General features: G+C 69.5%; 9 protein-coding genes and 1 riboswitch. Of the genes, 3 read left to right on the top strand and 6 right to left on the bottom strand.

Annotated elements, in window-relative coordinates; genetic code table 11:
- Positions 1-23 precede the first annotated feature (23 nt).
- From ACIBJH_RS27475 to ACIBJH_RS27485, 3 genes are read right to left on the bottom strand one after another with little or no spacing between them, the layout of a single operon-like run.
- Positions 24-1,364 carry an ABC transporter substrate-binding protein gene (locus ACIBJH_RS27475; protein WP_399119539.1) on the bottom strand — a complete coding sequence of 447 codons (1,341 nt, stop codon included), beginning with the start codon at positions 1,362-1,364 and terminating at the stop codon, positions 24-26.
- 46 nt (positions 1,365-1,410) lie between these two features.
- Positions 1,411-2,361: a carbohydrate ABC transporter permease gene (locus tag ACIBJH_RS27480; RefSeq protein WP_399119540.1), complete on the bottom strand. Its 951-nt coding sequence runs from the start codon at positions 2,359-2,361 to the stop codon at positions 1,411-1,413.
- 2 nt (positions 2,362-2,363) lie between these two features.
- Positions 2,364-3,290 carry a carbohydrate ABC transporter permease gene (locus ACIBJH_RS27485; protein WP_200712559.1) on the bottom strand — a complete coding sequence of 309 codons (927 nt, stop codon included), beginning with the start codon at positions 3,288-3,290 and terminating at the stop codon, positions 2,364-2,366.
- Between the two features lie 204 nt (positions 3,291-3,494).
- On the opposite strand from ACIBJH_RS27485, the gene ACIBJH_RS27490 reads away from it, so the two are divergent.
- Positions 3,495-4,583, top strand: a complete 1,089-nt coding sequence (locus tag ACIBJH_RS27490) for a LacI family DNA-binding transcriptional regulator (RefSeq protein ID WP_399119541.1) — start codon at positions 3,495-3,497, stop codon at positions 4,581-4,583.
- Positions 4,584-4,638: 55 nt separating this feature from the next.
- On the opposite strand, the gene gndA is transcribed toward ACIBJH_RS27490, so the two are convergent.
- Entirely contained in the window at positions 4,639-6,108 is a 1,470-nt protein-coding gene (gndA, locus tag ACIBJH_RS27495; RefSeq protein ID WP_399119542.1) for an NADP-dependent phosphogluconate dehydrogenase, read from the bottom strand.
- A gap of 177 nt (positions 6,109-6,285) precedes the next feature.
- Between gndA and ACIBJH_RS27500 the strand changes: the two genes are divergently transcribed.
- Positions 6,286-7,146: an endonuclease/exonuclease/phosphatase family protein gene (locus tag ACIBJH_RS27500; protein WP_399119543.1), complete on the top strand. Its 861-nt coding sequence runs from the start codon at positions 6,286-6,288 to the stop codon at positions 7,144-7,146.
- Between the two features lies 1 nt (position 7,147).
- On the opposite strand, the gene ACIBJH_RS27505 is transcribed toward ACIBJH_RS27500, so the two are convergent.
- Complete coding sequence (locus ACIBJH_RS27505; protein ID WP_399119544.1) at positions 7,148-7,612, bottom strand: hypothetical protein; 465 nt, start codon at positions 7,610-7,612, stop codon at positions 7,148-7,150.
- A 184-nt stretch (positions 7,613-7,796) separates the two neighbouring features.
- On the bottom strand, positions 7,797-9,638 hold the full coding sequence (locus ACIBJH_RS27510; protein WP_399119545.1) for an NlpC/P60 family protein: 1,842 nt from the start codon (positions 9,636-9,638) through the stop codon (positions 7,797-7,799).
- Between the two features lie 8 nt (positions 9,639-9,646).
- Positions 9,647-9,820, bottom strand: a riboswitch (cyclic di-AMP (ydaO/yuaA leader).
- Between the two features lie 333 nt (positions 9,821-10,153).
- On the opposite strand from ACIBJH_RS27510, the gene ACIBJH_RS27515 reads away from it, so the two are divergent.
- Entirely contained in the window at positions 10,154-12,241 is a 2,088-nt protein-coding gene (locus tag ACIBJH_RS27515) for a DUF1996 domain-containing protein (RefSeq protein WP_399119546.1), read from the top strand.
- The last annotated feature ends 35 nt before the right edge of the window (positions 12,242-12,276 follow it).

Here is a 12,276-nt window from a genome sequence, read left to right on the forward strand (position 1 = left end):
GCGGACCGGCTACTTCGAGCGGGTCACTTGTTGACCGTGAAGCCCTGCTCGTTGCCGTACTTGACGGAGGCGTCCTGCCAGCTCTTCAGACCTTGGGCCAGCGTGGTGCCCGAGATGTAGGCCTTGCCGACGGTGTCGTTGAAGATCGAGTTGGCGTACTGCTGGAAGGGCAGGTACGACCAGTCGGAGGCGACCTCGGACGCGGACTGGGCGAAGATCTCGTTGGCCTTCTGGCCGCCGAAGTACGGGAACTCCTTGTTCAGGAACGCGGAGGACTGGAGTTCCGCCTTGGTCGCCGGGAAGGCTCCCTGGTCGACACGGGTCTGGACACCGGCGCCGGCGTTGGCGTACTCGACGAACGCGTAGGCGAGTTCCTTGTTCTTGCCCAGCGCGGGCAGGGCGAGGGACGAACCGCCGTTCTCCGCGCTGGCCTTGGCACCCGCGGTCCACTGCGGCATCGGGGCCGCGCGCCAGTCGCCGGAGGCACCGGCCACGCCGCTGACGAAGTTGGCGGGCATCCAGGCACCGGTGGTCAGGGTGGCGATGGTGCCGTCACCGAGGCCCTTGTACCAGTCGTCGGTCCAGCCGTTGATCGGCGCGACGAGCTTCTCGTCGAGGAGCTTCTGCCAGGTCTCCGTGTACTTCTTGGCGCCCGCGTCCTCGAAGTTGACCGTCACCTTGGTGCCGTCGACCTTGTACGGGCGCGAACCGGCCTGCCACAGCATGCTGGTGGTGAAGCCCGCGTCACCGGCGTCGTTGGCGATGTACGCCTTCGGGTCGGCCTTGTGCAGCTTGCGGGCCGCGACGACGTACTCGTCCCAGGTGGTCGGGACGGCGATCTTGTACTTGTCGAAGACCTTCTTGTTGTAGAACATCGCCATCGGGCCCGAGTCCATCGGCAGGCCGTAGACCTTGGAGCCGTCGCTCACCGCGTTCCACGGACCGGCCGTGTACTTGGAGGCGAGCTTGCTCGCGCCGTACGGCGCCAGGTCGCTGAGACCCTTGGTCAGGGAGTACTGGCTGAGCGCGAAGTACTCGACCTGGGAGACGTCCGGGACGCCCTTCCCGGCCGCGATCGCGTTGGACAGAGCGGTGTAGTACTTGTCACCGGACTTGTCGCTGACCAGGTTGATCTTGACCTTCGGGTACTTCTTCTCGAAGTCCGCAGCGACCTTCTTCAGCGTGGGCTCCCAGGCCCAGACCGTGACCGAGCCGCCCTTCTTCAGAGCCGCCTGGATGTCCGAGGCGGAGACAGCCTTGCTGCTGGAGCTGCTGTCGTCCGAACTGCCGCACGCCGTCGCCCCCAGGGAGAGGACGGAGAGGAGGGCGAGGCCGCGCAGCAGGCGGCCGGTGGTTCTGCGCATGGAGATGCTTCCACTTCTTCGTGGGTGGGACTTCTTGAGGGTGGGGTTATTCCTTGACGCTTCCGGCGGCGAGACCGGACTGCCAGTACTTCTGCAGCAGCAGGAACGCCGCGATCAGCGGCACGATGGTGAGCAGCGAACCGGTGATCACCAGGTTGAAGATGACGTCGCCGCCGATCGTCTGGGCCTGGGAGCTCCAGGCGCTCAGACCGAGGGTCAGCGGGTACCAGTTGGGATCCCGCAGCATGATCAGCGGCAGGAAGTAGTTGTTCCAGGTCGCGACCGTGGTGAACAGCAGCACCGTGACGACACCGGGGGCGAGCAGCGGCAGCGAGACCTGGAAGAAGGTGCGGATCTCGCCGGCTCCGTCCATACGGGCGGCTTCGAGGAGTTCGACGGGGATGGCCTCGGTGGCGAAGACCCACATCAGATACAGGCCGAACGGCGAGATCAGCGAGGGGATGATCACCGCCCACGGGGTGTCCGTCAGCCCGATCTTGCTGAACATCAGGAAGGTCGGCACCGCGAGGGCCGTGCCCGGGACGGCGACGGCGCCGATGACCACGGCGAAGATCGCGCGCTTCCCGGGGAAGTTGAACTTCGCCAGCGCGTAGCCGCCGAGGATCGCCAGGAAGGTGGCGCCGCCGGCGCCGAGCACGACGTAGAGCAGGGTGTTCAGCAGCCACCGGCCGAAGATGCCGTCGTGGTAGGTGAACGTGTCGTGGATGTTCGACCAGAGGGCGAAGCGGTGCGCGAACCACAGGCCGTTCGAGTCGGCCAGTCCCGACTGGGTCTTCGTGGCGCTGATGACCAGCCAGATCAGGGGCACCACGGTGTAGACCAGGATCAGACCGGTGAGCACGGTCAGCAGCACGCTGCGCTTGGGGCGCCCAGGTGTGTGCTTCTTGCGGGGGGTGCGCAGCCGCGGCGCGCTCCGGGATCCGCCGCCGGACGGTGCGGGCGCCGACCCGGGGGCGGTGGTGACGGGGGTGCTCATGGTCAGGCTCCCTTGCGCATGCCGCGAAGCTGCACGACATAGGCGATGACCATGGTGATCAGCCCCATGATGATCGCGACCGCCGCGGAGTAGTTGTGCTGCTGGCCGTTGAAGGACAGCGAGTACGTGTAGAAGTTCGGGGTGTAGTCCGTCGTGATCGCGTTGCGTGCCAGCGGTCGCAGGATGCTCGGCTCGTTGAAGAGCTGGAAGCTGCCGATGATCGAGAAGATCGTCGCGATGACCAGCGCGCCGCGGATCGCGGGGAGCTTGATGGCGGTGATGACGCGGAACTGCCCGGCACCGTCGATCTCCGCGGCCTCGTACAGCGAGGTCGGGATGACCCGCAGCGCGGAGTAGAAGATCAGCATGTTGTAGCCGACGAACTCCCAGGTCACGATGTTGCCGATCGACGCCAGCACCAGGTGCGTGGAGAGCGGGTCGGGCAGCGTGACGCCGAAGGCGCTGTTGATGTCACCCACCAGACCGAACTGGGTGCCGTACATGAAGCCCCACATCAGGGTGGCGACCACCGCGGGCACGGCGTACGGCAGGAAGATCGTGATCCGGAAGAAGTCCCGGCCGAAGAGCCGGCCGCTGTCCAGGGCGAGGGCCACGAACAGGGCGATGCCGAGCATGATCGGCACCTGGATCACCAGGAACAGCGAGACCCGCTCCAGGGAGGACCAGAACTGGTCGTCCTGGAAGGCCTGCGTGTAGTTGTCCAGGCCGACGAAGTGGTTTCCGCCGATGAGCTGGTTGCGGTACAGGCTGAGATAGACCGAGTACACGATCGGAGCCAGGAAGACGAAGGCGAAGACCACCGCGAAGGGGCCGATGAAACCCCACCCTGTCCAGGAACGGCGGTCCCGTTTGGCCGATGGCCTGACCGGGGGCCGAGTCGCGGCCGCAGGGGGCTGAAGCGTCGTCATGTAGTTCCTCGCTCGTCCATCTCGGAACCGGCGTCACACGCCGTCGCGATGGTTGCGTAAACACCCAGGTCCGAGAGGGTCCCGGCCTGTTATGTTTACGTAAACATCTGATGGCGGCATGTCTACACTGCCCCAATGTCGGTGGTCAAGGGCCGTTTGGTGAAACGTGCCCCAGGCAATCGGATCGATAGGGGAAGGAGACGGGTGGACACAGCGCACAGTGCCTCGGCCGGCACCGAGGAGCCCCGTAGACGCGGCGGGAAACGGGTCGTGCAGCGCGCCCCGAGCGCGTCCATGGCCGATGTCGCACGCCTGGCAGGCGTCTCCTCGCAGACTGTCTCCCGGGTGTCCAACGGTTACGCGGGCGTGAACGAGGAGACCCGCCAGCAGGTCCTCGCCGCCATGAAGGAACTGGGCTACCGGCCCAACAGCGCCGCCCGCGCGCTCAAGCGGGGTGAGTTCCGCACGATCGGCGTGATCACCTTCAACCTCTCCACCACCGGCAACATGCGCACCCTGGAGGCGATCGCCACCTCCGCCGCGCACGAGGGCTACGCCGTCACGCTGCTGCCGGTCGCCGTCCCCACCCAGGACGAGGTGCGCGGCGCCTTCTCCCGCCTGGGCGAACTCGCCGTCGACGCCGTCATCGCGATCATGGAGGTCCACCTCCTCGACGCGGCGACCATCTCGCTGCCGCCCCACGTCCAGGTCGTCGTCGCCGACTCCGACGCGGGCGACCGCTACAGCGTGGTCGACACCGACCAGAACGGCGGGGCGCGCGCGGCCGTACGGCATCTCCTCGACCTCGGCCACCGCACCGTCTGGCACCTGGCCGGACCCGAGGAGTCCTTCGCCGCCCAGCGCCGCGCCGACGCCTGGCGCGCCGAACTCACCGACGCGGGCTGCCCGGTGCCACCCGTGGTGCGCGGCGACTGGTCCGCGGAGTCCGGCTACCGCGTGGGACTGGAACTGGCCCAACAGGCCGACTGCACAGCCGTGTTCGCGGCGAACGACCAGATGGCCCTGGGCCTCCTGCGGGCCCTGCACGAGCGCGGCCGGCGCATCCCCGAGGACGTCAGCGTCATCGGCTTCGACGACATCCCCGAGGCCGGTTCCTTCCTGCCGCCCCTGACCACCGTCCACCAGGACTTCGCCGAGGTCGGCCGCCTGTGCGTGCAGGGTGTCCTACGGCGGATGCGGGACCGGGGCGACGAGCACGGCACCACCCTGGTGCCGACCGAGCTCGTGGTCCGCGCGAGTACGGCGGCGCCCGCCCTCGCCGTGGACGAGTAGCGGGCGCATGGTCTTTCCGGCCCGCCTCAACGGGCGGGCCGGGTACGGGAGTTGGTCAGGCGGTCGTCTCCGGGCGGCCGGGCCGGGACCAGTGGGTGTGGAAGGTGCCGGAGCGGTCGGTACGCCCGTAGGTGTGGGCGCCGAAGAAGTCGCGCTGGCCCTGGAGCAGGGCCGCCGGCAGACGCTCGGCGCGCAGCGTGTCGTAGTGCGACAGCGCGGCGGAGAACGCCGGGACGGGGATACCCCGGCGGGCCGCGGAGGCGACCACCTCGCGCCACGGGACCTGCGCGTCGCCGATCTCGCGCGCGAAGGTCTCCTCGCCGAGCAGGCTGACCAGCCCCGGGTCGGCCGTGTAGGCGGCGCGGATCCGGTCGAGGAAGGAGGCGCGGATGATGCAGCCGCCGCGCCAGATCCCGGCGACCGCGGCGAGGTCGATCGACCAGTCGTACTCGGTGGCCGCGTCCTGGATCATCTTCCAGCCCTGGTCGTAGGCGATCACCTTCGAGGCGTACAGCGCCTGTTCCACCTGGGCGGTGAAGCGGTCGGCCTCGGTGCGGCTGAGCGGGGGAGTGGTGCCGCCGGGCAGCCCGCGGTAGGCGGCGCGCAGGTCCGCCTGGCTGGAGGAGGCGCGGGCGAAGGTGGCCTGGGCGATCGCGGTGACCGGCGAACCCAGCTCCAGCGCGGTCTGCACGGTCCAGCGCCCGGTGCCCTTCTGGCCCGCCGCGTCCTTGACGATGTCGACGAACGCCCCGCCGGTCTCCGCGTCCGTGTGCGCGAGGACCTCGGCGGTGATCTCGATGAGGTAGGAGCCGAGCCGTCCCTCGTTCCAGCGGCGGAAGATGTCCGCGATCTCGGCGGGGGTGTAGCCGCCGACCTGGCGCAGCAGGTCGTAGGCCTCGGCGATGAGCTGCATGTCGGCGTACTCGATGCCGTTGTGCACCATCTTCACGAAGTGCCCGGCGCCGTCCGTGCCGATGTGCGTGGAACAGGGCTCCCCGTCGACCTTCGCGCTGACCGACTCGAACATCGGGCCCAGCACGGCGTACGACTCCGCAGAGCCGCCGGGCATGATCGACGGCCCGTTCAGCGCGCCCTCCTCGCCGCCGGAGACCCCGGCGCCGACGAAGTGCAGTCCCTGTTCGCGCAGGGCGGCCTCACGGCGGCGGGTGTCGGCGAAGTGCGCGTTGCCGCCGTCGATGATCATGTCGCCGGGCTCCATCAGCGCGGCGAACTCGTCGATCACGGCGTCGGTGGCCGGACCGGCCTGCACCATGATCATCAGGCGGCGGGGGCGTTCGAGAGCGGCCACGAACTCCTGTGCCGTCTCGGCCGGGACGAAGGCACCCTCGTCGCCGTACTCCTTCATCAACTCGTGGGTGCGGTGCGGCGACCGGTTGTGGACGGCGACCGTGTAGCCGTTGCGGGCGAAGTTGCGGGCCAGATTGCGGCCCATCACACCCAGGCCGGTGACGCCGATCTGCGCGGTGGCGTCGGCGGCTGGGCTGTTCGGTGCGGATGCGTTCATGGGGTGCCTGTTCTCCGAATTGGTGACGTGGCGGGTCGGCGCGGGGCGCCCATGACCGCTGGTACGTGCGCGATCGCGGATTGACTCGAAATTCCGCGTGATTGGGAGCGATCTTGCCGACCGCCGCACGGCGCGTTCCGCCGGATGCGAAGATCGCTCCCCTGGAAGGGAGCGGCCATGGGTGACATACGGGTGCGGTGCGCGACGTTCAACGTGCTGCACGGCCAGCTGATCCGGCCGGACGGCCACCCGGCCGCCGGCCGCCCCGAGGACCCCTCGGCACCCCTCGCCGAAGCCGTCGCGTCCCTGGACGTCGACGTGCTGGCCCTCCAGGAGGTCGACCGCTTCCAGGAACGCTCCGGCCGCCTCGACCAGGCGGCGGTCGCCGCCGCGGCGCTGGGCGCCCGCGACTGGCGCTACGCGACGGCCCTGCACAGCCGTTTCGTACCGGACCGTGGCTGGGTCACCGACCCGTCCCAACCCGCGCTGCGCGTCCACGGCCCCGCAGCCCTTGAGCCCGAACTCCCTTCCCAGGGCGTCGCGTTGCTGTCCCGGCTGCCGGTCCGCGAATGGCGGTCCCTACGGCTGTCCCCGGGCCCGCTGGCCGTGCCGTTGCGCGTCGCCGGGCGGGCCGCTCCGGTACTGGCCCGGGATCAGCCACGGGCCGCGCTGGCCGCCGTACTGGAAGGCCCGCAGGGGCCGTTCACCGCCGTGGCCGTGCATCTCTCGTTCGTGCCGGGCTGGAACATCGGCCAACTCCGCACCGTGCGCCGCTGGATCGCGGAGCTGCCCCAACCCCGGGTGCTGATGGGCGACTTCAACCTCTTCGGCGCTCTTCCCCGGATCACTCTGAACGCGACCGCGCCGCGTGGCTGGCGGAGTGCGGCCCGGCGGGCGACCTTCCCCTCGCACCGGCCGCTCGTCCAGCTCGACCACATCATGACGACGGGGCTCGCCGCGGACGCCGTGGGGGCGGTGGGCGCGCCGAGGGTGGAGATCTCCGATCACCGGCCGCTGGTGGTGGAGCTCTCGCTGTGAGTCAGTTCCACAGGGGGTAGGTCACGGTGTGCTGGAACTTGTCCGGCCGCGCTCCGGGGTACGTCAGGGTGATCTCGCCGTACTGCCGCAGCTGCGGATGCCGCTTCCAGGTCTGTGCGGAGTCGAGCCGCACGGTCACCGGGAAGGAGTGGAACTTGCCCGCCGCGCAATAGGGTTTGCAGTCGTTCACCCAGTTGACGCCCGTGGCCGTCGCGGAGTTGGCGTTCCAGGCGGTCCAACGCAGCGACGCCAGGCGGCTGTTGCCGTCGCCGCAGGCGAGCATGAAGTCGGCGGGACGCACCTCGGGATGCCAGAGGCAGTCGACCAGCACGGGGACCGCGGGCTGCCGCTGGGCGACCGGTTGCGCGTGCACCGTCGCCGGGGCCGCGGACGAGGTGCCCACGGCCGGCGCCAGCAGAGCGGCCGCACAGACCGTGACGACTCCGACCATGGTGTGTTTGTACATGTCCGCTCCCGGCCGCCCGTTCGTACCCGTCACTCCGCACCCGCACCGGCGGTGGACCCGCCTGCAGGGACACGGTCGTCGTCCGTCTCTCGTTCGACGCTACGACCGTGTCCTGGGTTCCACCACTCGTACAGAGCAACGACGCGGCCCGCCGGGAGTAGCGGGACGCATGTGACCCATTGGCTCAGGCGGGTCGTACGGCGCCCCGGATGGCGGCGGAACCGGCGTAGAAGATCGACTCCTCGCGTATCGGCGTGCCGGGGCTCGGCGCGTGGATCATCAGGCCGTTGCCGGTGTAGAGGCCGACGTGGTCGATGCTGTCGTAGAAGAAGATCAGGTCGCCGGCGCGGATGTCCGTGAGCGGGACGAGGGCGCCCGCGCCGGACTGTTCCTGGGCGGTGCGGGGGAGCAGGACTCCCGCCGCCTTCCAGGCGGCCTGGGTGAGGCTGGAGCAGTCGTACGCGTCCGGTCCCGCAGCGCCCCACAGGCAGGGCCTGCCGATCTGTGCGCGGGCGAAGGCGAGCGCGGTGGCGGTCTTGCTCTGGGCGCCGGCGTCCGGTGTGGTCGCGGTGGGCACGACTGCGGTGGGCGCGGGGCTCATGGCCGGGGCCGGAGGGAGCGGGACTTCGGGGGCCATGGCCGGAGGGGCGGGGGGCGCGGGCGCGACGGACGGGGCCGCGGCGAAGGAGACCTCGGGGGCGGGGGCGGCCGGCTGCCACTCCTGCTGCGGCGGGCGCCAGGACGGTTCCGGTGCGGGCTGCCAGTCGGGCCGGGCCGCGGGCTGCTGGGGGATGAGAGGTATTTGCCCGGTGGACCAAGCTGGTTGCTCGGCTACTGCGGGCATCTGTCCGGTGGACCAAGCTGGTTGCTCGGCTACTGCGGGCATCTGTCCGGTGGACCAAGCCGGTTGCTCGGTCACCGCGGGCATCTGGCCCGTGGACCACGTCTGTTGCTCGGTCACTGCCGGGAACTGGCCGGTGGACCACGGCTGTTGTTGGGTCACCGCGGGCATCTGCCCTGTCGCCCAGGTCTGTTGCTCGGTCACCATGGGCATCTGCCCGGTGGACCATGTGGTCTCCGGGGCGGACCAGGCCGTCTCCGGGGGTGGCCAGGTGGCGCCCGTCGGCGCGGTCTCGGTGCGCGGTGCGCCGATGGACGGGAGCAGGTCCAGGCTCGCGGTGAGCGGGTCGAAGGCCGGTGCCGGGGCGGTCGCGAACTGCTGCGGTGCCATGACGCGCGCGGGCGGCACGTCGACAGCGGGGGCGGGCGGTACCGGCGGCAGGTCGAGAATGGTCGCCGGAGGCATCTGCGACATCTGGGCCTGTGCCATCTGTGCGATCTGCGCGATCTGAGACATCTGCGGCACCTGAGACATCTGCGGCACCTGAGATATCTGCGGCACCTGAGATATCTGCGGCACCTGAGACATCTGCGCCTGAGGTGCCTGCGTCTGTGACATCTGCGGCATCTGTGCCATCACAGGAGACTGCTGTGTCTGCTGTGTCTGCTGTGTCTCCTGTGCGGCGGGAGGCAGCGCGGCGATGGGTGCTGCGGTCAACTCCGCTGCGGGGCCCATGAGTTGCGGGGCGGTGGACTCCGGTGCGGCGGTGGTCCCCATGGTCAGTTCGGCCACGGCGCGGCCGGGCTGCGCTTCGAGTTCGCGGCCGGTGCTCTGGGGCTCGGGACGTCGCTCGGACCGCTCGGGGCGGGATTCGGCCGGGCGGGCCGGGGTCCTGCCGGGCGGCAGCATCGCCGGTACGGTCGGGCCCAGTTGGGTGCGGGCGCGGTCGAACAGCTGCCGGGTGACGGCTTCGACGGCGGGGTCGGAAGGACGTGACGCGCTGGAGCGGGACTCGACACGCTTGCGCGGTTTCCCGGACATCGCACGTGTGGCGTTGTAGGTTCCGGAGTCCGTCTCGGCCCGGTCGTAAAGAGAGTTGATCCGCCGCTGGACTTCGTCGCGGGTGGGTCGGTCGTCCACGGTGGGGCCACTGCCTCCGGTGCGCGTGCGTCGTTCTGCCGGCATGGCAGACGTGCTCCTTCCGCTTCGCGCCTACCGGGTTAGCTGTCGGGTTCGGGCGTCGATCACGGAAGGTTTGCCCTACGGTCCTTGCCCTGAAGGGCAGTTGGACCGATTCACCCCAAGTTCGGTTGGGTCCCCGGCTCCGGCTGTCGCGAGCGACACGCCGGACTCGGCGCAAGCCGTGCGGCCCGGCGCCGATCGCCGGAGTAGGTCGTACGGCCTGACGCCAACTTAGCCAACGTGTGTGCCTCGTGTGAAGGTTGAAGCGCGATATGTCCGATACGTATTTGTGACCTTTACCTCGCCCTGGTGTGTCGAGGGGTCAGGGGCCCGTCGGGGCGGGTGATCCATAAGAGGTCGCTATGAATTTCTGGGACGGTTGAACACACCGGGACCGGGCTCCGTATTGGGTCGGGGGATTTCCATGCCGGGACGAGCCGGGCCGACCGATACGTGTAGGAGCAACTTCCTTGGCACGCAACACGCGCAGACGCCCCACAGGCGCACGACGCGCGACGATGGCAGCAGTCGCCCTGATGCTGGGCGGCGGAGGACTGATGGCGGCGAACGTCTACGCGTCGGCGTCCGAAGGTGGTTGGGGCGGTGACTCCGCCCAACAAGGGTCTCCGGACGCGGCATCGCGAGGCGCGACGATCGACTGCCCGGACATCGGTACCCAGTTGACGACGGTGCCCGACGAGGCGAAGACCGACGTCGACAAGGAACTCGCGAATCTGGACCAGCAGATAACCGAGGCCTACCAGAAACTTCAGGACTCCAGGGAGTCCATCCGCCAGGACGCCTCCTTCGCCGACAACGCGATCATGAATCCGTTGAAGGAGAAGCGGGCCGCGACCATCGGGCGGATCGACGACGCGATCGCACGCGTCGGGGACCGACCGGAAGGACTCGACGCGCTCGCCGCCTGCACCCTGATCGCGCCCACGAACGAGAACGGCGACCAGGGCGACCAGGACGGCAACGGCGACGACCAGAGCGCCAGTGCCAGTGCCAGTGCCAGCACCGGAGACCAGGGCGGCCAGGGACAGCAGGGTCAGCAGGGCCAGCAGCAGTCCACCAACGGGCCCGTCGCCTCGGACTACGCGGACATCACCTCCGTACAGCCGAATGTGAACGCTCCGCAGGAGCAGGCCGATGCCTCCCGGGGCACGTTCGTCACCGCCTGCGGGGTGAACGAGAACGGCCTGTTCAACTCCGACAACGTGATCGTCGCGCCCGGTGTCACCAACGGCGCCCACCACTTCCACGACTACATCGGCAACCAGTCCAACAACGCCTTCGCCAGCGACCAGGACCTCGCGAACGCCGACACCAGCTGCGAGAACCCGGGCGACAAGTCCACCTACTACTGGCCCGTGCTGCGCCTGCAGAACGGCAAGCAGGAGCGGGACGCCGACAAGCCCGGCGGCGGCACCGAGGGCAATACCGGTGAGATCGTCACGGCCAAGCAGGTCACCCTGACCTTCGAGGGCAACCCGCAGAGCAAGGTCGTCGCGATGCCGCGCCTCCTGCGCATCATCACCGGCGACGCGAAGGCCTTCGTCAACGGCCCGGCCAACGCCAACGCCTCCTGGAGCTGTACCGGGTTCGAGGACCGGCAGCTCAAGGACAAGTACCCGCTGTGCCCGTCCGGAAGTGACGTCGTGCGCACCTTCAAGTTCCAGAGCTGCTGGGACGGCCGCAACATCGACAGCGCCAACCACCGCACCCATGTGGCCTTCGAGGCCGCCGACGGCGCCTGCCCGGCCGGCTTCAAGGCCATCCCGCAGCTGGTGCAGCGGATCGTCTACGCCGTCGACGCGCCGAGCCTCCAGGACGGCGGCAAGACGAGCCCGCTGTTCGCGGTGGACTCCTTCCCGGAGCAGCAGCACAAGCCCGTCACCGACCACGGCGACTTCATCAACGTCTTCTCCGAGAGCCTGATGAACGACATGGTCACCTGCATCAACAGCGGCGAGAAGTGCGGCGCCGGCACGGACAACGACCCCGGAACGGGCGGCGGTTCGGGCTCCGGCGGGGGCGACGGCTCGGGTACGGCCGGTGGCTCGGGTTCGGGTGACGGATCCGGTACGGGCGGCGGTTCGGGTGAGCCGCAAGAGTCTCCCACGGCCACTGAATCCGCTACGGCGACGCCCACCGAGACCGCGTCCGACGAGCCCGCCGGAAACGGTGGCAACGACGGGAACGGCGGAAACAACGGCGACAACGGAGGGACCGGCGGAAGCGACGACCAGCCCACCGCCGAGCCCGAGACCAGCGCGCCGGACACCCAGACCACCGACCCCGGAGATCTGACGACCGCCGTGTCCGTCCCCAAGGCCGACACGAAGACCGAAGGGTCCAAGTCGACGGAGACGCAGGGGAGTTCGGACGACCAGACCGGCGGTCAGGTCGGCAGCCCCGTGGCGACACCGCCCGCCTCGTCCTCGGGCGGGGAGAGCTACGCCGCCGTAGGCCCGAACCAGCCGCAGGCTCAGGGCGGCCTGGCGGAGACCGGCGCGAACCTGTGGCCGGCGGCAGCCGGAGCGCTGCTGCTCGTCGCCGGATTCGTCGTGCTGTACCGGGGCAAGCGCAGCACTCGCTGACACCCCGCTCGGCTGTGACCGACAACGGCCCGGCC

The sequence above is a fragment of the Streptomyces sp. NPDC050548 genome, assembly GCF_044457385.1.
GTDB lineage: Bacteria > Actinomycetota > Actinomycetes > Streptomycetales > Streptomycetaceae > Streptomyces.

What these genes read in the sequence shown, in the direction of transcription:
- ACIBJH_RS27515 (WP_399119546.1), top strand. Translation starts at nt 10,154, where the DNA reads ATGGCAGCAGTCGCCCTGATGCTGGGCGGCGGAGGACTGATGGCGGCG.
- ACIBJH_RS27485 (WP_200712559.1), bottom strand. Translation starts at nt 3,290, where the DNA reads ATGACGACGCTTCAGCCCCCTGCGGCCGCGACTCGGCCCCCGGTCAGG.
- ACIBJH_RS27505 (WP_399119544.1), bottom strand. Translation starts at nt 7,612, where the DNA reads ATGTACAAACACACCATGGTCGGAGTCGTCACGGTCTGTGCGGCCGCT.
- ACIBJH_RS27475 (WP_399119539.1), bottom strand. Translation starts at nt 1,364, where the DNA reads ATGCGCAGAACCACCGGCCGCCTGCTGCGCGGCCTCGCCCTCCTCTCC.
- ACIBJH_RS27510 (WP_399119545.1), bottom strand. Translation starts at nt 9,638, where the DNA reads ATGCCGGCAGAACGACGCACGCGCACCGGAGGCAGTGGCCCCACCGTG.
- gndA (WP_399119542.1), bottom strand. Translation starts at nt 6,108, where the DNA reads ATGAACGCATCCGCACCGAACAGCCCAGCCGCCGACGCCACCGCGCAG.
- ACIBJH_RS27500 (WP_399119543.1), top strand. Translation starts at nt 6,286, where the DNA reads ATGGGTGACATACGGGTGCGGTGCGCGACGTTCAACGTGCTGCACGGC.
- ACIBJH_RS27480 (WP_399119540.1), bottom strand. Translation starts at nt 2,361, where the DNA reads ATGAGCACCCCCGTCACCACCGCCCCCGGGTCGGCGCCCGCACCGTCC.